Source organism: Janthinobacterium saanense, from assembly GCF_014200675.1.
GTDB lineage: Bacteria > Pseudomonadota > Gammaproteobacteria > Burkholderiales > Burkholderiaceae_D > Janthinobacterium.
Map to the genome: position 1 here is coordinate 61192 of NZ_JACHCI010000005.1, position 19982 is coordinate 81173.

Sequence of the window (19982 nt, forward strand, 5' to 3'; positions counted from 1 at the left end):
AGGAAATGTTTATTTGGTCCGCTGATACAGGCGGAAGCGCTCGGCATCGTCCGTGATGCGGCGTCCTTCCCACAATTTTGTCCACTCGGCATCATTGTGATCAGGCAAGATTTCCTTGTTGTCGTGCACCTTGACGCTGTCTTGCACCAGCAGCAGCTCGCAGTGCCGTTGGCCGACTGTGGCAAACGGCAGGCGGCCATAATAGGCAAACGAAGCCCGTTGTGCGGCGCCGGCATTGGTGTTGATGCAGGCATTGCCCGGCGGTAAGGACATCGAAATCTGATGCGCCACGCCGGCGTAGCTCTTGCTGTAATTGAGTTCCTGCAAGAACAGCGTCATCATCAATACCCAGATCAGTATCAGGCCGCCTGATGACAGCACCACGGCGCGCCACAGCACGGCTGGCTGGCGCGAGATGCGCCAGTGCACCAGGGCTACCCAGCCGGCGGTAGCGGCGGCGGCGACGAAGAAGCCGATCAAGTCCAATTCGGGTTTGAAGCCTGGCACCAGCTTCAGGGCATTATGGGCCAGTTTCGGCGGCCAGCCCGTCAGGATGGCGAACCAGAATAGCCACAGCGCGCCGGCGCAGATGGTCAGCACCATCACCGAGAACCAGTCGATGGCGTTGATGGCGCCCCGTTTCATCGTCAACAAACCAAATGCGGCCATCACGGCCAGTGGCGGCAGCAGCGGCAGCAGCTGGCTCTGGTCGGGATCGGGATGGCACAGGGCCAGAATGGCCAGCATGGCAACAAAAGTCAGCGGCACGACGATGTGCAGCACGTGGTGCTGGCGGCGCCAGGCATACACGGCCCAGGCCGCGAAAGGCCAGGCGGGCCAGAAGAACCAGATGCCGACACGGAAGAAGAATTGCAGGCTTTTTACGTTGGGCAAGCTCAGTTGCTGGTAATTCCATTGCATCCAGGCATGCAGCGGCGAATGGCCGTAGGGCTGCAGCAGTTCGCCCGGCAGCAGCCAGAGCAGGGTCAGCGCGGCGCCGATCAGCACGGCCAGGGCCAGGTGGCGCAGGGTGCGCAGCGGCGGCAGGCGCAGGAACAGGGTGCACAGGAACAGGGCGATGGTCAGCGCCACCGGCGTGACCCAGCCGCGCGTGAGGGTCAGTCCACCCAGTGCCAGGCCCAGCAGGGCAGCATTGCGCAACGACGCCAGTTCCACATAGCGTACGGCGCGGTACAGCAGGTAGGCCAGCAGCGACACATACAGCGCTTCGGCCGTGATGTCATGGCTGTGGGCCAGCAAGCCCAGGCAACCGAGGTAGATCAGGACGGCGGCATCGGCCAGGGTACGGCCGAAGTCATTCGGTTCGGGCTGGCCGCCAAAGGCCAGGCGCAGCGGCTGGGCGTCGCCACGGCGGCCCAGGTTGAAGGCCGTGTACCAGACGGACAAGGTGCCGATGGCGAAGATGCCAATGGTGGACGTGCGTGCACCGAACACCTCGCCATCGATCCAGCCGAACAGTTTGATGAAGATGGCGCCCAGCCAGAAGGCCAGCGGGCCTTCCTCGGGCATGGACATGCCGGCGATATTCGGCCATAGCCAGTCATTCAGGCCGCCATGCGCCATGGTCCACATGATGCCGAAACTGGCGGCGTCATCGTTCTTCCACGGTTCGCGGCCGATCAGGCCGGGCAGGATGTACAGCAGGCCGAGCGCAAACAAGGCCCATCGTGGCAGCGCGAGTGTGGCAGCAGCGGGAAGGCGGACTGGCTTCATCGGGAATCGGTATCAGTAAAAATGGTAAGACGCATTCCAACTCGCGTCGGGGTAAGCGGCAGTATAAGGGAAAGTGCGTGGTAGCTGCTGCGCAAAGCGCAGGGGCAGCGGATTGTGGCCAAAGGCAAAAAAGGCAGCCGAAGCTGCCTTTTCTTTGGTAGCCGAAGCTGCCTCTTTTGCCGCACAGCGGCAAAAATCAGCCTGCTGCGATTGCCGTTTTCGAACCAACGGAACCGAACTTCTGACGGAACTTCTCGACGCGACCAGCGGTATCGACGATTTTGTGCTTGCCCGTGAAGAATGGGTGCGATTCAGCCGAAACCTCGATCTTCACCAGTGGGTATTCTTTACCGTCGTGGGTGATTTTTTCGCGGGTTTGGATGGTCGAACGGGTAACGAATTTGAAATCGCACGACAGGTCGTGGAAAACAACTTCGCGGTAATCTGGATGGATATCGGCTTTCATGGGATTCTCTCTAGTTTGGTAGCCAAACAGCACTTCGTCGGTCGTCTTGCTTCTTGACCCGATTGCCGATCACTTGCCAGGGTTTAAAATAATGCAACCGCAGATTATATAGCGCTTTCGCCCCCGCGGCAATAAAAAAGCCGCTCAATGAGCGGCTTGTACCTCAACCAGAGGCGAGATAAAACCGTCGCGAGCAGGCCCGATATACGGCTGAGAAGCGGAGCTGTACGAATGTACAGCGAGCATCGGAAGCCGTAGAGCGGGACGCGCAGTAGGTTTTAGCCGCCTCTACGCATCATGTCGAAGAATTCGGCGTTGTTCTTGGTGGCTTTCATCTTGTCCAGAATGAACTCCATCGCCTCGATCTCGTCCATCGAGTACAACAACTTGCGCAGGATCCAGATTTTTTGCAGTTCGTTCGGCTTGATCAGCAGTTCTTCGCGGCGGGTACCCGATTTGTTCAGGTTGATTGCCGGGTAGACGCGTTTTTCAGCCAGGCGGCGTTCCAGATGCACTTCCATGTTGCCGGTACCTTTGAATTCTTCAAAGATCACGTCATCCATGCGCGAACCGGTTTCGATCAGCGCGGTGGCGATGATGGTCAGCGAGCCGCCTTCTTCGATATTGCGCGCGGCGCCGAAGAAGCGTTTTGGACGTTGCAGCGCGTTGGCGTCGACACCACCGGTCAATACCTTGCCCGAGGCAGGGATCACGGTGTTGTAGGCGCGTGCCAGACGGGTGATCGAATCCAGCAGGATGACCACATCTTTTTTCATTTCGACCAGGCGCTTGGCTTTTTCCAGCACCATTTCAGCCACTTGCACGTGGCGCGTGGCTGGTTCGTCGAAGGTCGAGGCGACCACTTCGCCGCGTACCGAACGTTGCATCTCGGTAACTTCTTCCGGGCGTTCGTCGATCAGCAGCACGATCAGGGTGATGTCGGGGTGATTCGCGGTGATCGCATGCGCGATGTGCTGCAGGATCACGGATTTACCCGATTTCGGCGACGCCACCAGCAGGCCGCGCTGGCCTTTGCCGATCGGGGCGATCAGGTCGATGATACGGCCGGTGATGTTTTCCTGGCCATTCATTTCACGTTCCAGGCGCAGCGGCTCGTTCGGGTGCAGCGGCGTCAGGTTTTCAAACAGGATGCGGTGTTTCGACATTTCCGGCGATTCGCCGTTGACCTTGTCTACTTTGACCAGTGCGAAATAGCGTTCGCCATCTTTCGGGGTCCGTACCTCGCCTTCGATCGAATCGCCGGTGTGCAGATTGAAGCGGCGGATCTGCGAAGGGGAGATGTAAATATCGTCGGTGGACGCCATGTAGCTGGCGTCGGGCGAGCGCAGGAAGCCGAAGCCGTCAGGCAGCACTTCCAGGGCGCCATCGCCAAAAATCTGTTCGCCGGACTTGGCGCGTTTTTTCAGGATAGCGAACATCAGCTCCTGTTTGCGCAAGCGGGCTGCGTTGTCAATGTCAAGACCGATCGCCATTTCAAGCAGGGCGGATACGTGTAAGGCCTTTAGTTCAGATAAATGCATATGTCTTGAGTGTCCCGAGACGGGATGTAAAGGTAGGGGAGGGAACTACGTGGCTAGCTTAATTATCAGGCAAGGGGTGACAGGTATGGTGTCTTGCCGCTTCCCGGTGTGTCCAATCAGGCGGCGCTGCGGGCGCAGCGCTGCCTATCATACATTAAATATTGCTGTCGACGAAAGCGGTCAACTGGCCTTTGGCCAAGGCGCCTACTTTTTGAGCAGCTGCAGCACCGTTCTTGAACAGGATCAAGGTCGGGATGCCACGGATGCCGAACTTGGCAGGCACTGCCTGGTTCGCGTCCACGTCCATCTTGGCGATCTGGATGCGGCCAGCGTATTCCTTGGCAACTTCTTCCAGGATAGGCGCGATGGCCTTGCATGGACCGCACCACTCTGCCCAGAAATCAACCAGGACAGGCAATTCGGAATTCAGGACGTCTGCTTCGAAAGAAGCATCGCTAATGTGTTTGATATTTTCGCTCATATTTTCCTCAAATGAGGGTGGGGTCAATAATGCCTGGAACAACCATACGCTGGTTCGCCATCCATGCTTCCTGAAGTACAGCTAGCAGATGGGGGCAATGGGCACGAATTCAATATGATTGGAAGGTGCGACCAGAGGTATGCAGGCGGGGATGGCTGAAATAATAACCCATTTTTTCAAAGCGTGGAGATTATTGCAGAAAAACTTGAGCCAGATTGTGTTGCCGCATTGCCAGCCGGCGGCAAAGCCGCATGGTTGCTGGCTCTGGCGACCGCGATCATGTGTCTGGTCCACCCGTCAGGCGGGCCGAATGCTGGCGTTGCAAACTGACCATCTGCAGCAATTCCGCGCTTTCCAGCGGCTTGCGGAAAGTGCCTAATATATGCAGGCCGTTGGCCACGGCCAGGCGCTCGGCGGCCAGGCGCACGGCCGAGTGCAAGCCCGACAATAAAACCACGCCACCCTGGAAACCGCTTTCGGCCGCCATGCGCAAAAATTCGATGCCGTCGACGTCGGGCATGGACAGGTCGCAAATGAGCAAATCCGGTTGGTGCTGGCGTAAGCTGGCCAGCGCCAGTTCGCTGTGCGATTCGCAACGGATGTCGAATTCGCCCAGGTGTTCCAGCATGTCGCTGAGCACGTCGAGCATGAAGACGTCATCGTCGAGCAGCAGCACGCGCAGCGGCGCCAGCCCGGTATTGCTGGCTTGGGTGGAGAGTGTGTTCATGGTCGTCTTTCTATGCGCTGTATGGCTTCGCGTTAATCATCATTGGCAAAGCTGGTGTTATTCATGATCTGTTCGGTAATCTGGTCCAGCAATGGCCACAGGCGCACCACGATGCGCCCGGCCCGTTCGGCTTCATCGTCCGGTTCGCCTGGCGCCAGTACTTCCAGGCTGTGGCACAGCTCGGCCAGGCCCAGGGCGCCCACGGTACGGGCCGATGACTTGATGCGGTGGCCCAGTTCGCGCACCTGGTTGACGTCGCCACGCGCCAGGGCTGCATCGATCTCGGCAAAACCGTCTTGCGTGGTTTGCAAAAACTTGAAGGCAAACTTGCGCACCTTTTGCGGGTTGTAGCCCAGCAGCTTGGCCAGGATGGACAAATCGATCACCAGCGGATCGCCAGCCAGGGTGGTCTTGAAGGCGGGTCCGCTGCGGCTGCGCGCGGGCGGCGGCGCATCGCGCTCGGGCAGCCAGCTGGCGATGGTCCGGTACATCATGGCTGGCTGGATCGGCTTGGAAATGAAATCGTCCATGCCCGCTTCGAGGCAGCGCACCCGGTCTTCGCTGGTGGCGGTGGCCGTCATGGCCAGCACGCGCAACTGGGCCAGCTGCGGATCGGCGCGGATATGGCGCGTTGCTTCCAGGCCATCCATCAACGGCATCTGCACATCCATCAGCACGCAGTCGAACTGCGCCTGGCGCAGCAAGTCCAGCGCTTCCACGCCATTATTGGCCAGGCAGACGGAGGCGCCCGCTTCTTCCAGCAATTCCAGCGCCACCTGCTGATTGAAGGGATTGTCTTCCACCAGCAGGATGCGGGCATGTTTGAGCGTGCTCATGACCAGGGCGGCATCGGCGCTGGCGCGCATGGCCGCTGCCGTCTGCACCATGGTGTCGAGCATGGCCGGGGCCGCCTGGTCCGAAATGCCCAGGTGGGCGGTGAACCAGAAAGTGCTGCCGGCGCCGGGCTGGCTGTCGACGCCCACGTCGCCGCCCATCAGCTGGGCCAGCTGCTTGCAGATGGCCAGGCCGAGGCCGGTGCCGCCATATTCGCGCGTGGTGGAGGTGTCCGCCTGCTGGAAGGACTGGAACAGCTTGCTCATTTCATTTTGCGACAGGCCGATGCCGTGGTCGCACACTTCGAAGCGCACCACGCACTGCCGCGCATCGCCCACTATTTTGCGCACCTTGACGGTGATGCTGCCCTGTTCGCTGAACTTGATGGCGTTATTGGTGTAATTGATCAGCACTTGCCCCAGGCGCAGCGGGTCGCCCACCAGCACGGCCGGCAATTGCGGGTCGATCTCGAACACCAGTTCCAGATTCTTGCCGGCGGCGCGCGGCGCCACCACCGTGCTCAGGGTTTGCAGCACGTGATCAAAGCTGAAATTGACGCGTTCGATTTCCAGCTTGCCCGCTTCGATCTTGGAAATGTCGAGGATATCGTCGATGATGCCTAGCAAGTGCTCGCCGGCAAAACGGATTTTTTCCAGGTAGTCGCGCTGGCGTGGTTCCAGTTCCGTCTTCAGGGCCAGGTAGGCCATGCCGATCACGCCATTCATCGGCGTGCGGATTTCATGGCTCATATTGGCCAGGAATTGTCCCTTGGCCTGGCTAGCTTCCTCGGCCACCTGCTTGGCCTGGTCCAGCTGCTCGGTGCGCTGCGCCACCCGCTCTTCCAGGTGTTCATTGAGCTCGCGCAGGGCGTTTTCGCTGCGCTTGTGATAAGTGATATCGGTCAGGCTGGCCACCACCATGCTGACCTTGCCGTATTCGTCGCGGATGGCTTCCGTATTCACGGATAGCCACGACAGGCTGCCATCGCCTTGCTGCACGCCCATCAGCACGTCGCGCATGGCTTGCCCGGTCGACAGGGTAATGTGCACGGGATGGCTGCGCTGGTCGAAGCTCGAGCCGTCTTCGCGAATGGCGCGCCACAGGCTGTGGTTGTTGTGGCTGCCCAGGCTGGCGGCCAGCATGCGTTCGGCGGCCGCATTGCTTTCCAGGATGAGGCCATTGCTGTCCTGCACCACCAGTCCATTCGTGACGGCGCCGAAGACCGAGGCCATGCGCTGGCTGGAGTTCGATAGCGCAATCGAGGCCTGGCGCCGTTCCGTGATGTCGGTGATCATCGCCAGGGTGCCGCCGGCTTCGCCGTTTTCCGACTGGATGCCGGTGCTCGACACCAGGCCCCACAGGCTGGAATGGTCTTTGCGGAAGAAGCGGAAATCGACCTGGTCCGGCTGGCTGGCCTTGTTGCCGTGGCTGGCCAGGCGCCGCTGCATCAGCAACTGGCTGTCGCGGTCCATGAAGTCGAGCAGGGGCCGGCCCAGCATGTCCTGCACCGCATAACCGAGCATATGCGCCATCTTCGGATTGACGAAGGTGGTCTTGCCATCCGCATCCGTCATCCAGATGCCTTCGGCAGCCGTCTGCACGATCAGGCGGTAGCGTTCCGAGCTGGCGTGCAGCGCCTCTTCGGCGCGCTGGCGCTGGGTCATGTCACGCAGCGAAACGATGGAATACAGATGGCCCGCCATGCGCAGCGGCGACAGGCTGACCTTGGCCGGGAATTGCGAACCATCGCGGCGTAGCGCCATCATCACTCTGCCAGGCAGGGTGTGCCGCCCTTGCGGGTCGCCCACGGTGCGGCTTCCCGTGCTTTCCGGCACCAGTTGCTCCAAAGACAAGCCGATCAGTTCGGCCAGCGGATAACCGAAGCAGCGTGCGCCGATCTGGTTGGCGTAGTGCACCCTGCCATCGATATCGGCCACCAGCATGGCTTCAGGCGCTGCTTCCAACAGGCAACGCATGCGCCATTGCTCGTCAGCCTTGCGTTCGCTGATATCGCAAACGATGCCGCCCGCCTGCGTGGCCGTGCCGTCGGCAGCGCGGGTCAGCACGGAGCCGCGCGCCAGCAGCCAGCGCCATTGTCCATCGCTGTGGCGCAAGCGAAACTCATAACTGACGGGGCCAGGCGCCTTGCCGTCGACATGCTGGCGAAATACCTGGCTCATGCGTGCGCGGTCGTCGCGGTGTACTTGCGACAGCCAGTCGCCCAGCTTTTGCTCCAGCCTGGCGTTCTTGTCACCGAGAATATCCTGATACAGGCTGGACATCACCAGACTGTCGTTCTGGCGTTGCCAGGTCCAGCTGGCCATGGCGGCGCCATGCAGTGCCTGCACAAATTGCTGTTGCGCCGGGGTCCTGGCTGCGGCGGCACGCCAGCGCCACGCTTGCCAGCATGCGATGGCGGCCAGGGCGCTGGCCGCCATCGCCACATACGGCCAAGGCTGGCCGGTGCCGGCTTCAGGCGCGGCTGCCTGCGCCATGACAGGCAAGGGCAGCGCTACGCCGGCCGCCAGTATCGTATGCGCGAGCCTGTGCACCGCAAGGCGCGCCGGGCGCAATGCACTGAAACGGGTGTGGCTGCGATACGACAAATGCTTCCCTTTCTGGGCCCTGATTGAACCTGACTGACATGGTGACACGGACGCTGTTACCCGGTATGGCGGCAACTATAGCATTGAATATTTAGCCAGAGTAGCGAACTTGGATGCTGCTCTGCAGGACGGCTTTTTTAGCACCGAAAATGGCGGTTTTTCAGCCTGCCCTGTGAGTATGTGTGAGAAAGCGGGCGCGGAACTATATCGGCCTCAGCTGAAGCTGCCGGCGAATTGATAGCGGTGTCCCGGATGCCACATGGTGGCGATCGACGCCACCTTGCCGCCTGAACGCGTCTGGCGGCGCAGCACCAGGCATGCCTGCCGCGTGTCGATGGCCAGCATTTCAGCGATATCGCGCGGGGCCGACAGCGCTTCGATGCTGTAGGTGGCTCCCTGCAAAGGGGCGGCGGCCATCAGGTATTCATTCGGCGTGATGCTGGAAAAATCCTGCGTCATGTAATCGGGCGCGCAATCAGGGTTGACCCAGCGGTCTTCCACCTGGATCGGCACGCCGTTTTCAAAGTGCACGATCAGCGAGTGAAACAGCTGCTGTTCGGGCGCCAGGCCAAACTGCTTGGCCAGCAAATCCGAAGCTTTGCTGCGTTCGAGCAGCTGCAAGCTGCTGCGGTGGATATGGCCGCGGGCGCGCACTTCGTCGGCGATACTCTTAATTTCCAGCAAGGTTGCCTGGTACTTTTGCTGCGCCACATAGGTGCCGGAACCCTGGCGCCGGGTCAGTATCTGCTCGCTGGTCAGTTCGCGCACGGCGCGGTTGACCGTCATGCGCGAGACGCCAAATTGCTTGACCAGCGCCTGCTCGGAGGGGATCACATCGCCTTCCTTCCAGCGGCCAGAGGCGATGCCCGCCAGCAAAAAATCCTTGATGCGCTGGAAAATGGGCGTATTTTCCTGGGTAATCTGGTCATCCAATGCAGTTTCTCCGAAGCGCGGCAGGGGCACGTCTCCGGCCGGAGGCGTGATGGCAATTTTAGCACTGCCCGCCGATGCAATTCAAAAGCAAGCGCCGGAGTGCGCTTGCTGCCAGCGCCGCTTATGCTCGATACTTATCAATCACAGGCACGGAGTGCGTCATGGAGCATATTAATTTGCCCGCTTATCTGAACGATGAAGAGCGCTGGGCGGCAGTGCAGCGGCGCGCGCCCGAGGCCGACGGCGTCTTTTATTATTCGGTGCGCAGCACCGGCGTATATTGCCGGCCATCTTGCGGGGCGCGCCCCGCCTTGCGCCAGAACGTGGCCTTTCACGCCAGTTGCGCCGAGGCCGAGGCGGCCGGTTTCCGCCCTTGCCTGCGCTGCAAGCCCGGCCTGCCGCCGCTGGCCGAACGCCACGCCGCCATGGTGGCTGAAAGCTGCCGCCTGATCGGCGCCAGCGCAGAACTGCCTGATCTCGACAGCCTGGCGCTGGCGGCCGGCATGAGCCGTTTTCATTTTCACCGCATCTTCAAGGCGCACACGGGCATCACGCCCAAGGCCTATGCTGCGGCGCGGCGCGGCGAACGCCTCAAGGCCGGTTTGAGCGGAGCTGGCAATGTGACTGAAACGTTGTATGCGGCCGGCTTCAATTCCAGCGGACGTTTCTATGCCGCCACGCCAGGTTTGCTGGGCATGACGCCGGGCGCTTACCGCGCTGGCGGCAACGGCGCCGTGATCCGTTTTGCGCTTGCCGCCTGCTCGCTGGGCGCCATCCTGGTGGCCAGCACCGACAAGGGCATCTGCGCGATTCTTATCGATGACGACCCGGAAGTATTGCTGCGCGACTTGCAGGACCGCTTTCCGCGCGCCGAATTGCGCGGAGCAGAGCCCGACTACGAGCAAACGGTGGCGCAGGTGATCGGCCTGGTGGAAGCGCCGCAAATCGGCCTGGACCTGCCGCTCGACGTGCGCGGCACGGCTTTCCAGCAGCGGGTATGGCTAGCCCTGCGTGAAATTCCCGCCGGCAGCACCGTCAGCTACGCCGAACTGGCCCGGCGCATAGGCGCACCCAAGGGCGCACGCGCCGTGGCGGGCGCCTGCGCAGCCAATGCGCTGGCGGTGGCGATCCCCTGCCACCGGGTGGTGCGCAACGACGGGGCTTTGTCCGGCTACCGCTGGGGCGTCGAGCGCAAGCAGGTGCTGCTTGACCGCGAGGCGGGCAAATGAGGGCACCGGACTGGCAAGCGCTGGAAGATGCGTTGAACCAGCATGGCTGCGCCGTCGTGCCCGGCTTGCTGAGCGCTGAAACCTGTGCCGCGCTGGCCGCGCAGTACGATGCGGCGCAACTTTTCCGCAGCCGGGTGGTGATGGAGCGCCATGGTTACGGGCGCGGCGAATACCAGTATTTTGCCTATCCGCTGCCGCCGGTGGTGGCGCAGTTGCGCCAGACACTGTATTCGCCGCTGGCGGCGATTGCCAACCGCTGGCAGGAACAGATGGGACTGGAAACGCGCTTTCCGCTCGAGCATGCTGATTTTGTGGCCCGCTGCCATGCCGCCGGGCAAGTGCGGCCCACGCCCTTGCTGCTGCGCTATCGCGCAGGCGATTACAACTGCCTGCACCAGGATCTGTATGGCGAACAGGTGTTTCCGCTGCAACTGGCCGTACTGCTGTCGCGCCCGCAAGACGATTTCACGGGTGGCGAGTTCGTGCTGACGGAGCAGCGCCCGCGCATGCAGTCGCGCGCCGAAGTGGTGCCGCTGGCGCAGGGCGACGCGGTGATCTTTCCCGTGTTTCACCGCCCCGTGAACGGCACGCGCGGCAGCTACCGCGTGCAGATGCGGCATGGTGTATCGCGCCTGCGCTCGGGTTTGCGCCATACGCTGGGGATCATTTTTCACGATGCAAACTGAGCTTCGAGCTGAGCCCTATGCGTAGTGCTTGAGTTTCCCGTATTACATGGCATGATGGCTGCTCCTGACCACTTCCCCTTCTTGCCATGTCCGCGTTGCTTCGCCTGCTGTGTCTATTGACGATCTTCCTCTTGCCTGGCGCCCATGCGTCCGACGATGCCGTGTCGCTATTGCCTGATGCCACGGCAGCCGTGGCGCCATCCAGCACCGAAGCAGCAAAGACAGCGGCATTCACTTTTACCAACCGCAAGATATTCGTCTTCCGCGCCGCCCTGGCCGGTTATCCACCCGATGAGCGTGCCTCGGGCGCCCGGCACCGGCTGCAAGGCGTGCTGGCAAAGAATGGCCCGCTGCAAACGGGCACGCGCACCATCCCGGAAGGCACGCAAGTGCTGCTCGATGGCGTGCAATTGTTTGTCGTCATCCCCGGCGACGTCAACCAGCTGGCCGGCGACACCACCGACAGCGTGGCCAAGGAGGCGGCCGGGGAATTGCGCAAATCCCTGCTCGACTATACCGAGCAGAGCAGCTGGCGCTACCTGGCCATCGCCGCTGCCGTGTGCGCCGTCGCCACCCTGGTGTTCTGGCTGGTCTGGGCCGGCCTGACGCGGCTGCACCGCTGGGCCAAGCGCCGCAGCGGCGTGCTGCTGGCCTCGCGTTTGCGCGATGTGCGCCTGAAAAATGTACGCGTGCTCGATGCCGAACACTACATCGCCTTTGCCTATCAGTTGCTGAGCGCGGGTCTGTGGGCGCTGCGTTTGATGGCTACGTATGTGTGGGTGGCTTTCGTGCTGGGCCGCCTGCCTTACACGCGCGCCTGGGGCGAAAGCCTGAGCGGCTATCTGCTGGACGTGGCGACCGATGTGCTGCACGCCGTCATTGGCGCCTTGCCGGGGCTGCTGCTGGTGTGCGTGATCTTCGCCATCGCGCGCCTGGTGGCAGCGACCGCATCGTCGCTGTTCAAGCGCGTGGAGAGTGGCGAATTGCAGATCGGCTGGCTGGACAAGGACACGGCCATGCCCACGCGCCGCATCGCCAGCGTCGTCATCTGGCTGTTTGCGCTGGCCATGGCCTATCCGTATCTGCCCGGATCGCACACGGCCGCCTTCCAGGGCTTGTCGGTGCTGGTCGGCCTGATGGTGTCGATCGGCGCATCGAGCATCGTCGGCCAGGGCGCCAGCGGCCTGATCCTGATGTACACGCGCGCCTTGCGCAAGGGAGAATATGTGCGCGTGGGCGAGAGCGAAGGCACGGTGGTCGACGTCGGCATGTTCGAGACGCGCTTGCGCACCGGCCTGGGCGAAGAAGTGGCCTTGCCGAACGCCTGGGTGATGTCGCAGACGACCAAGAATTATTCGCGCGCCTTGCCCGGCGGCGGCTTCGTGCTGGACGCCAGCGTCACCATCGGCTACGCCACGCCCTGGCGCCAGGTGCACGCCATGCTGGAACTGGCGGCCGCCCGCACCACGGAATTGTCCGCCACGCCCAAACCCTATGTGATGCAGCTGGCCCTGCACGACTACTACGTGCAATACCGCCTGGTCGCCTACGCCAGCGCCGAAGTCCCCCGCCAGCGCGCCGAAGTGCTGAACCGCCTGCACCAGAACATCATCGACGTCTTTAATGAGTTCGAAGTGCAGATCACCTCGCCGCACTACATCGCCGACCCGGAAGAGTCGCAAGTGCTGCCGCGCGAGGAATGGTTCAGGGCGCCGGCGAAAGGGCCTGAGGAAGATGGGAAGTAGGCGTCGTGTTTATGCTTACTGGATCGTGGTGCAGGAAATCGAAATAGTGATGTCCTTGTTTCGATTTCGCGCTACCCGGATGAGGCAGTGATCGGCGGCGGCTGGAAGCCGGTAGGCCTGTTCCAGTTCGCCACCTTGTCCGTACGCGCAAATCAGCCACTTTTCAGTTCCCGCCAAGCCCGGATATGCCGTCTGCGTGACCTGCTTGCTGATCTGCCGGGTATCGCCACGCAGTTCGGCCCTGGGTTCTACATCGGGCCGCCCGTTGACGATACCAGCGCCGGACAAGAGCAAACGCGTTGTCACTACGCCAGTCCATCCAGGCGCGGGTCGGACCTGTATGGAATTGGCGCTCAACTCGCCCGGGCACTGTGGCACTTGCGCCATGCAGGTGCTTGCTGCCACGCCAAGCAAGAAGAAAACGGCCGTGTTCATGGTCATGGTGTTAGCGGATGACATAAAAGGCTGCGGCATTATCGGAGTCCAATATACGTTTTGCCTTGGCTGCCTCGGGACTATAGTAGTCAATACGGCGAGATCTTACCCTGCGTCCCTTCCATTGATCCATCACTACGATATATTTGGCCTGATGAGAGATGGGGTCTTTAGGGCCAGCATACATGAATAGCGCTGCATGGTTGCCATGAGTGGGCTGGAAAGATGCGGCAGGACTTGAAAAGGTAGCGATGGCGGTTCCTGGTGCGATGTAGCTGGTATCGATAACGTGCTTTCCTGGCCGCCAATACACAGTGCGAGGTGCTTTTGCATACGCTTGTACCAGTGCGACACATTCACCAGTGCCAACCGGATCATGACCTTGTAGCTGATTCATATCACCATGATATCGATATTCCATATTGCTTCCCTATCGATGGAGCGCTGATGGATATTTTTTGTTAGCAATGGATATCGCGCCTTGACCGTTCGCAAACAGCTTGTTGATCAACCCGGACGTGAACGCCCGACACTATTCAGACGAGGGAGAGGTCGGGCAGGCCTCGCTTAGGGCGCAGTTGGACAAACTTCATCTATCCACGCCCGTGTAATGCTTCGGATGGGAATGACTTGCTGGCCGTCGTCAGGTTTCAGCGCGATGCAAAATTTTCCCTTGTAACCGTAGGTCGAGTCAGATGGATCATCTGGTCTGCCGTTCAGGAAGATGCTAGCCAGATGGTGATGACAGGTCATGGCATGCTTCGAACTATTGTGACGCTGGGTTGACTGGACAGGCATCATCTCTCCAGGCTTGCGTATCGATTTTGATGGCGATGATGAGTGAATTGCCAGAAGCGTCTGGAGCGAGACAGAATTTGCCCACATATCCGTAGGTAGAGTCGTAAGGATCTTTGGGCCTACCGTTCAGAAATACCTCATACATTCTGCCGGTTCTCAGTGCTGGCGCTGGCGTGGCTTGCGCGTATGGTGGAATATGGCCGTATGGAATGCAATCTTCCGATGAGATGGGAACTTTCCTGCCGCCAGTCATAAGAAATCCCCACACCTCGGTGGTCGGTTTCTCAGTAATGTCTGACACGCTCAAAGCCCCGAGGAAAACTTGACCATTACGGGCTTCCTCTTTTGCGGAAATGCTAAAGCAAGGTAGGCCATTGATGGACGTAACTTCGGCATTGGCCATGCGTGATCGTGCCAAAGTTTCAGGGTATATCGACCATATCATTACGCTCAATATTGTAGCCAGGTAGATTTTTTTATTTTTTTTATTTTTAATAAAATCACAAAGTACCTCTTTATATAGTGGTAAGGAGTTGGCATACTTTTCTTGAAGCATAGCTCTCGGATAGTTTAAATACATTAATACAAAATAGTCCGCCAATAAATCGCCCTGGGCTTCCATGTTGTAGTCCGCTAGCCTTTGTTCTTTAGATAGAACATAGTCGTAGCTTAGACCTAGTCGTATTGCTCCTCTTACCCTCACTGGGTAATTCAACTGAAACTGCCAGACATGAACCATTTCATGCATGAACCAGTGTTTTAGTCTTGGATCTTCTTTAGAAAAATCATCCACAAATCTCGACTCATGAAAGTACATTTCGCCATTTGGCGTCATGGCAGTATTCTCTGGCTGAAATAGCCATAGATAGGGTCTTTTGTGGATTTTCACTTTGCTATAGTCAATGGCATCTTCAAAGATCATCCATGCCATGTCGATCTCACCTTGAGTCAATTGGCGGGCATTACTATCGACTTTGATCCGTTTTACTGACGTGCCAACCTCGGTATCCCTGGTTGTTACGTCTTGTAGCTCCACTATTACTGCCGTTGGTGCGGCCGGACGATGTGCGGTGGAGCAGCAAGGAAAACTGTCTTCTGGTGGAAAGAATTCTACTGTCGTGATTTGTTCTTCCTGCTTGCTGCCAATCCTCTCCGTACGTCCCTTTGCATTCGTCGTCCCCGTCCACATCTCGCCATTGCTCAAGGTGAGCCGGTAGTCGGCATGCGCCAGCGGCACGTCGTGTTGTGAGACGAATTCCAGTTGTTCGTCGTAGCCGCAGCACCAGCATTCGTCTGCCTGCCCGGCGCGCCTGTGCATTTCGCAGCCGCTTTTTGCGTCGCGCTGGGTGGCGCCCAGCACGGGATTGCCGTTGGCGCCGAAGGTGACGGTCATGTCGTCAAAGCGTGCGCCGAATTTTTCCTTGTAGTGGGTCACGAGCTTGAAAAAGACGTCGCAGCCGGTGGTACTGATGACATGGTGTCTGGCCATGATGCTCTCCAGCGTAAAACGCCAGCGTAGGCCGGTGCAGCCATGGCCTTATTGATTGAACACAAGATCGGTGTGTCTAAGTTAAGATGCTTGTCCTTTATTGACACAATCAAAAAGGCAATACCGATGGTCAACGCAGTACCGCAATCCCGCGCCGCCCGCAGCCTGGCTGCCGCCCTGATCGACGATCCGTTTTACCGCACCGTCACGCTGGCTTGCGGTGATGATGAGGCGGCGCGGCTGGAGATGCTGGCGGTGTATTTTGAACTGGCGCTGACCGAAGGTCGGCAGGCGGGGCGGGTCGATCTGGCCGATATTGACGGCAATGGCGCGGCTATCTGGAACACCGATACGCCGGCTGCCGCGCGCCAGGCCGCTTATGCACAGCGCGAGGCAGCGTTGCGCACCTTGCTGGGGCGACAGGGTTTTGCCCATTTCACGGCCATCGTGGAGAACATGGAACAGGCGCTGTCTGAACACGACTTGAAGGATGCGTGGTATCTGTCGATCGCCGGCGTGGCGCCGGCTGCGCAGGGCAGGGGGCTGGGCGCGTCCGTGCTGGCGCCGGGCTTGGCGGCCGTCGACCAGGCCGGCGCCGTCTGTTTCCTTGAAACTTACAATGAACGCAGCCTGCCGTTTTATGGCCGACTTGGTTTCACCGTGGCGGGCGTCTACAAGGAAGCGGTGACGGGCTGCGATTACTGGCTGATGGTGCGTCCATCTGTACGTCCATCAAAGCTGCCTGATTGACCATTTTGCCCATTTCTATACACTGGTCTTTTTAATAAAAACCTGGAGATGGAATGACTACCCTGCCATTGCGCCGCACCCTGCTCATGCTCGCCTGCCTGGGCGCCTTCGGCCATGCCCACGCCGATACGCTGATCGCCAACGCCAATGGCTATACGCTCAATCATGCGGGCAAGGTAGTCCGTTTCACGGCGCTGGCGTTTGATGATGCGGGCAAGATCATCGCCGTCGGCTCCAAGGCGGAAGTACAGCGCAAGGCGGCCAAGGGCGCCACGCTGATCGATGTGCAGGGCAAGACGGTGTTGCCGGGCCTGATCGATGCGCACGGCCATGTGTTTGGCCTGGGGACCATCGCCAGCGGGGTGCTGCTGTATGGTTCGCCCACCTTGGCTGGCGCGCTGCAGACGGTAGCCGATTTCGCCAAAGCGCACCCGGAACGCAGCTGGATCACGGGGAATGGCTGGAACCAGGAAATCTGGAAACTGGGCCGTTTCCCCACGGCCGCCGAACTCGATGCGGCGGAAAGCTTGCGGCCTGTCTGGCTGCGCCGGGTCGATGGCCATGCGGGCTGGGCCAACAGCCGCGCGCTGGCGCTGGCCGGCATCACGCGCGACACGCCTGACCCTGTAGGCGGCAAGATAGTCCGCGATGCCGATGGCAATGCCGCCGGCGTGCTGGTCGATAATGCGGTGGAGCTGATGGACGCCGTGCTGCCCAAGCCGGGCGACGCGGAAAACCGCGCTGCGCTCGACGGCGCCTTGGCGCAGCTGTCGCAGGTGGGTCTGACCAGCGTGCACGACGCGGGCATCGGCCAACTACAGGACCGGCTGTTCCGCGACTACGCCGACCATGGCAAGCTGACGGTGCGCGTGTACGGCATGATCATGGATACCACCGACGATTTCGATGCGCTGTCCAGGAGCGGTCCCTTGAACAGCTATGCGCACGACCTGTACGCGCTGCGGGCCGTCAAGCTATTGTCCGATGGCGCGCTGGGCAGCCGTGGCGCGGCCTTGCTGGCGCCGTACAGCGATGATCCCGCTACCCGCGGCCTGCTGTTTTACAAGGACGATGTGATGCGGGCCAAGATGGACAAGGCCATGCGCGCCGGCTACCAGGTCAATGTGCATGCGATTGGCGACGCGGGCAATCATCAAATCCTCGATGGCTACCAGGCCCTGATCGGCAAATATCACAACGTGGGCCTGCGCCACCGTATCGAGCACGCGCAGGTGGTGCAATTGAGCGATATTCCCCGTTTCAAGACCCTGGGCATCGTGCCGTCGATGCAGCCCACGCATGCTACCTCGGACCAGAACATGGCCGAGCAACGCGTGGGCCATGAGCGCATCAAGGGCGCATATGCCTGGCGCACCTTTTTAAAACAGGGTTCGCGTATCGCCTGCGGTTCGGATTTCCCCATCGAGTCGCCCAACCCGTTCGAAGGCATACACGCCGCCGTCACGCGCCAGGATAGCGCCGGCCTGCCAGCGGGCGGCTGGTATCCGCAGCAAGCCATGACGGTGACCGAGGCGCTGCGCTGCTTTACGCTGGATGCGGCCTGGGCGGCGCACCAGGAAAACATCATCGGCTCGCTGGAAAAGGGCAAGTGGGCGGACTTCATCGTGGTCGACCAGGATTTGTTCAAGGTAGCCCCGGCCGCCATCGGCAAGACGCAGGTGCTGCAGACCTGGCTGGCGGGCAAGCGGGTGTTTGAAAAAAGATAAAGCCAAAGAAAATCTGTTGACTTGGTTGTATAGACAACCTATGCTGGGAGTACCAGAGCGGGTCGCGCATGCCCGCTCGCACCCTAGAGGAGACAGCATGAACAGCACTATGGACACAGATCCACGCTTTGATGCCAGCCGTACCATCCGCGCGCCGCGCGGCACGGTGATGGCCTGCAAGAGCTGGCAGGCCGAAGCGGCCTACCGCATGTTGCAAAATAACCTGGACCCGGAAGTGGCGGAAAACCCGCAGCACCTGGTCGTCTACGGCGGCATCGGCCGCGCCGCCCGCAACTGGGCCTGTTTCGACCAAATACTCGCTTCCTTGCGCGAACTGGAAGACGATCAAACCCTGCTGATACAGTCCGGCAAGCCGGTGGGCGTATTTCGCACGCATCCGGATGCGCCGCGCGTGCTGATCGCCAATTCCAACCTGGTGCCGAAATGGGCCAACTGGGAACACTTCAATGAACTCGACCGGCAAGGCCTGTTCATGTATGGCCAGATGACGGCCGGCAGCTGGATTTACATCGGCACGCAGGGCATCGTGCAAGGCACTTATGAAACCTTCGCCGAAGCGGGCCGCCAGCATTTCGGCGGCGACTGGGCGGGGCGCTGGATATTGACGGCGGGCCTGGGCGGCATGGGCGGCGCGCAGCCGCTGGCCGCCACCATGGCGGGCGCCGTCTCGCTCAATATCGAATGCCAGCAAAGCAGCATCGATTTCCGTTTGCGTACCCGCTATCTGGACAAGCAGGCGGCCAGCCTGGACGAAGCTTTGGAGCTGGTCAAATACCATACCGAACGCAAGGAAGCCATTTCCATCGGCTTGTTGGGTAACGCAGCCGAAGTGCTGCCCGAACTGGTGCGCCGCGCAAAGGCGGGCGGCATGCTGCCCGACCTGGTGACGGATCAAACATCTGCACATGACCTGGTCAACGGTTATCTGCCGCGCGGCTGGAGCGTGTCGGACTGGAAGGCGGCGCAGCAAGACCCGCAGCGCCATGCGCGTTTGACGGTGGCGGCCGCCGATTCCTGCGCCGCCCATGTGCAGGCCATGCTCGACTTCCACGCCATGGGCGTGCACACCGTCGATTACGGCAATAACATCCGCCAGGTGGCGTTCGACCAGGGGGTGCAGAACGCCTTTGATTTTCCCGGCTTCGTGCCCGCCTATATCCGCCCGCAGTTTTGCGAAGGACGCGGGCCATTCCGCTGGGTGGCTTTGTCGGGCGACCCGGAAGACATCTATAAAACCGACGCCAAGATCAAGCAACTGTTCCCGCACCACGCGCAGGTACACCACTGGCTGGACATGGCGCGCGAGCGCATTGCCTTCCAGGGCCTGCCGGCGCGCATCTGCTGGCTGGGACTGGGCGAGCGCCATATCGCCGGCCTGGCTTTCAATGAGATGGTGCGCACGGGCGAACTGAAGGCGCCCATCGTGATCGGCCGCGACCACCTCGATACGGGTTCCGTCGCCAGTCCGAACCGCGAAACGGAAAGCATGAAGGATGGTACCGACGCCGTCTCCGACTGGCCGCTGCTGAACGCCATGCTGAACACGGCTGGCGGCGCCACCTGGGTTTCGCTGCACCATGGCGGCGGGGTAGGCATGGGCTACTCGCAGCATGCGGGCATGGTGATCGTGGCCGATGGCACGGAAGGCGCAGCGAAACGCCTGGCGCGCGTGCTGGTCAACGACAGCGGCTCGGGCGTGATGCGCCATGCCGATGCCGGCTATGAAACGGCAGCCGCCTGCGCCAAGCGCAACGGCTTGATTCTTCCTATGGTGAATTAA

The 19982-nt window shown here is 60.5% G+C and carries 16 protein-coding genes; 6 read left to right on the top strand and 10 right to left on the bottom strand.

What is annotated here, in order from left to right; all coding sequences use genetic code 11:
• Positions 1 to 9: 9 nt before the first annotated feature.
• The 7 genes from HDE72_RS09435 to hutC form a co-directional block, all read right to left on the bottom strand.
• Complete coding sequence (locus HDE72_RS09435) at positions 10 to 1734, bottom strand: ArnT family glycosyltransferase (protein ID WP_183739492.1); 1725 nt, start codon at positions 1732 to 1734, stop codon at positions 10 to 12.
• Between the two features lie 196 nt (positions 1735 to 1930).
• Positions 1931 to 2200: a type B 50S ribosomal protein L31 gene (locus HDE72_RS09440; RefSeq protein WP_183739507.1), complete on the bottom strand. Its 270-nt coding sequence runs from the start codon at positions 2198 to 2200 to the stop codon at positions 1931 to 1933.
• A 278-nt stretch (positions 2201 to 2478) separates the two neighbouring features.
• Entirely contained in the window at positions 2479 to 3741 is a 1263-nt protein-coding gene (gene rho / locus HDE72_RS09445; RefSeq protein ID WP_034746249.1) for a transcription termination factor Rho, read from the bottom strand.
• Positions 3742 to 3895: 154 nt separating this feature from the next.
• Positions 3896 to 4222: a thioredoxin TrxA gene (trxA, locus tag HDE72_RS09450; protein ID WP_183739510.1), complete on the bottom strand. Its 327-nt coding sequence runs from the start codon at positions 4220 to 4222 to the stop codon at positions 3896 to 3898.
• 277 nt (positions 4223 to 4499) lie between these two features.
• Positions 4500 to 4949 carry a response regulator gene (locus HDE72_RS09455; protein WP_183739513.1) on the bottom strand — a complete coding sequence of 150 codons (450 nt, stop codon included), beginning with the start codon at positions 4947 to 4949 and terminating at the stop codon, positions 4500 to 4502.
• Positions 4950 to 4981: 32 nt separating this feature from the next.
• Positions 4982 to 8389, bottom strand: coding sequence for a PAS domain-containing hybrid sensor histidine kinase/response regulator (locus tag HDE72_RS09460; RefSeq protein WP_260176589.1), 3408 nt, complete (start codon positions 8387 to 8389; stop codon positions 4982 to 4984).
• A gap of 213 nt (positions 8390 to 8602) precedes the next feature.
• Positions 8603 to 9322 carry a histidine utilization repressor gene (hutC, locus tag HDE72_RS09465; protein WP_183739516.1) on the bottom strand — a complete coding sequence of 240 codons (720 nt, stop codon included), beginning with the start codon at positions 9320 to 9322 and terminating at the stop codon, positions 8603 to 8605.
• A 161-nt stretch (positions 9323 to 9483) separates the two neighbouring features.
• Between hutC and ada the strand changes: the two genes are divergently transcribed.
• The 3 genes from ada to HDE72_RS09480 all read left to right on the top strand — a co-directional run bounded on the left by ada (position 9484) and on the right by HDE72_RS09480 (position 12982).
• A complete protein-coding gene (gene ada, locus HDE72_RS09470; protein WP_183739519.1) occupies positions 9484 to 10551 on the top strand; it encodes a bifunctional DNA-binding transcriptional regulator/O6-methylguanine-DNA methyltransferase Ada in 1068 nt (355 codons plus the stop codon).
• Positions 10548 to 11237, top strand: coding sequence for a 2OG-Fe(II) oxygenase (locus HDE72_RS09475; RefSeq protein ID WP_183739523.1), 690 nt, complete (start codon positions 10548 to 10550; stop codon positions 11235 to 11237). Before ada ends, HDE72_RS09475 begins: the two co-directional genes overlap by 4 nt.
• Before the next feature lie 86 nt (positions 11238 to 11323).
• Positions 11324 to 12982, top strand: a complete 1659-nt coding sequence (locus HDE72_RS09480; protein WP_183739526.1) for a mechanosensitive ion channel family protein — start codon at positions 11324 to 11326, stop codon at positions 12980 to 12982.
• 15 nt (positions 12983 to 12997) lie between these two features.
• Here HDE72_RS09480 and HDE72_RS09485 read toward each other — a convergent pair whose 3' ends face one another.
• The 3 genes from HDE72_RS09485 to HDE72_RS09495 all read right to left on the bottom strand — a co-directional run bounded on the left by HDE72_RS09485 (position 12998) and on the right by HDE72_RS09495 (position 15704).
• Entirely contained in the window at positions 12998 to 13441 is a 444-nt protein-coding gene (locus HDE72_RS09485; RefSeq protein ID WP_183739529.1) for an STY0301 family protein, read from the bottom strand.
• Complete coding sequence (locus tag HDE72_RS09490; protein ID WP_183739532.1) at positions 13428 to 13838, bottom strand: BPSL0067 family protein; 411 nt, start codon at positions 13836 to 13838, stop codon at positions 13428 to 13430. The genes HDE72_RS09485 and HDE72_RS09490 overlap by 14 nt, the downstream gene beginning before the upstream one ends.
• A gap of 345 nt (positions 13839 to 14183) precedes the next feature.
• Positions 14184 to 15704 carry a hypothetical protein gene (locus tag HDE72_RS09495; RefSeq protein WP_183739535.1) on the bottom strand — a complete coding sequence of 507 codons (1521 nt, stop codon included), beginning with the start codon at positions 15702 to 15704 and terminating at the stop codon, positions 14184 to 14186.
• 126 nt (positions 15705 to 15830) lie between these two features.
• On the opposite strand from HDE72_RS09495, the gene HDE72_RS09500 reads away from it, so the two are divergent.
• The 3 genes from HDE72_RS09500 to hutU all read left to right on the top strand — a co-directional run bounded on the left by HDE72_RS09500 (position 15831) and on the right by hutU (position 19982).
• Positions 15831 to 16454, top strand: a complete 624-nt coding sequence (locus tag HDE72_RS09500) for a GNAT family N-acetyltransferase (protein ID WP_183739538.1) — start codon at positions 15831 to 15833, stop codon at positions 16452 to 16454.
• Between the two features lie 53 nt (positions 16455 to 16507).
• Positions 16508 to 18181: an amidohydrolase gene (locus tag HDE72_RS09505; RefSeq protein ID WP_183739541.1), complete on the top strand. Its 1674-nt coding sequence runs from the start codon at positions 16508 to 16510 to the stop codon at positions 18179 to 18181.
• A gap of 97 nt (positions 18182 to 18278) precedes the next feature.
• Positions 18279 to 19982 (top strand): urocanate hydratase, encoded by a 1704-nt coding sequence (hutU, locus tag HDE72_RS09510; protein WP_183739544.1) that lies wholly within the window; start codon positions 18279 to 18281, stop codon positions 19980 to 19982.

Excerpts from the sequence above, each read along its gene's own strand:
- HDE72_RS09480 (WP_183739526.1), top strand. The coding sequence starts at position 11,324 with ATGTCCGCGTTGCTTCGCCTGCTGTGTCTATTGACGATCTTCCTCTTG.
- HDE72_RS09455 (WP_183739513.1), bottom strand. The coding sequence starts at position 4,949 with ATGAACACACTCTCCACCCAAGCCAGCAATACCGGGCTGGCGCCGCTG.
- HDE72_RS09495 (WP_183739535.1), bottom strand. The coding sequence starts at position 15,704 with ATGGCCAGACACCATGTCATCAGTACCACCGGCTGCGACGTCTTTTTC.
- HDE72_RS09500 (WP_183739538.1), top strand. The coding sequence starts at position 15,831 with ATGGTCAACGCAGTACCGCAATCCCGCGCCGCCCGCAGCCTGGCTGCC.
- HDE72_RS09490 (WP_183739532.1), bottom strand. The coding sequence starts at position 13,838 with ATGGAATATCGATATCATGGTGATATGAATCAGCTACAAGGTCATGAT.
- HDE72_RS09475 (WP_183739523.1), top strand. The coding sequence starts at position 10,548 with ATGAGGGCACCGGACTGGCAAGCGCTGGAAGATGCGTTGAACCAGCAT.
- HDE72_RS09440 (WP_183739507.1), bottom strand. The coding sequence starts at position 2,200 with ATGAAAGCCGATATCCATCCAGATTACCGCGAAGTTGTTTTCCACGAC.
- rho (WP_034746249.1), bottom strand. The coding sequence starts at position 3,741 with ATGCATTTATCTGAACTAAAGGCCTTACACGTATCCGCCCTGCTTGAA.
- ada (WP_183739519.1), top strand. The coding sequence starts at position 9,484 with ATGGAGCATATTAATTTGCCCGCTTATCTGAACGATGAAGAGCGCTGG.
- HDE72_RS09505 (WP_183739541.1), top strand. The coding sequence starts at position 16,508 with ATGACTACCCTGCCATTGCGCCGCACCCTGCTCATGCTCGCCTGCCTG.
- HDE72_RS09435 (WP_183739492.1), bottom strand. The coding sequence starts at position 1,734 with ATGAAGCCAGTCCGCCTTCCCGCTGCTGCCACACTCGCGCTGCCACGA.
- HDE72_RS09485 (WP_183739529.1), bottom strand. The coding sequence starts at position 13,441 with ATGTCATCCGCTAACACCATGACCATGAACACGGCCGTTTTCTTCTTG.
- hutU (WP_183739544.1), top strand. The coding sequence starts at position 18,279 with ATGAACAGCACTATGGACACAGATCCACGCTTTGATGCCAGCCGTACC.
- trxA (WP_183739510.1), bottom strand. The coding sequence starts at position 4,222 with ATGAGCGAAAATATCAAACACATTAGCGATGCTTCTTTCGAAGCAGAC.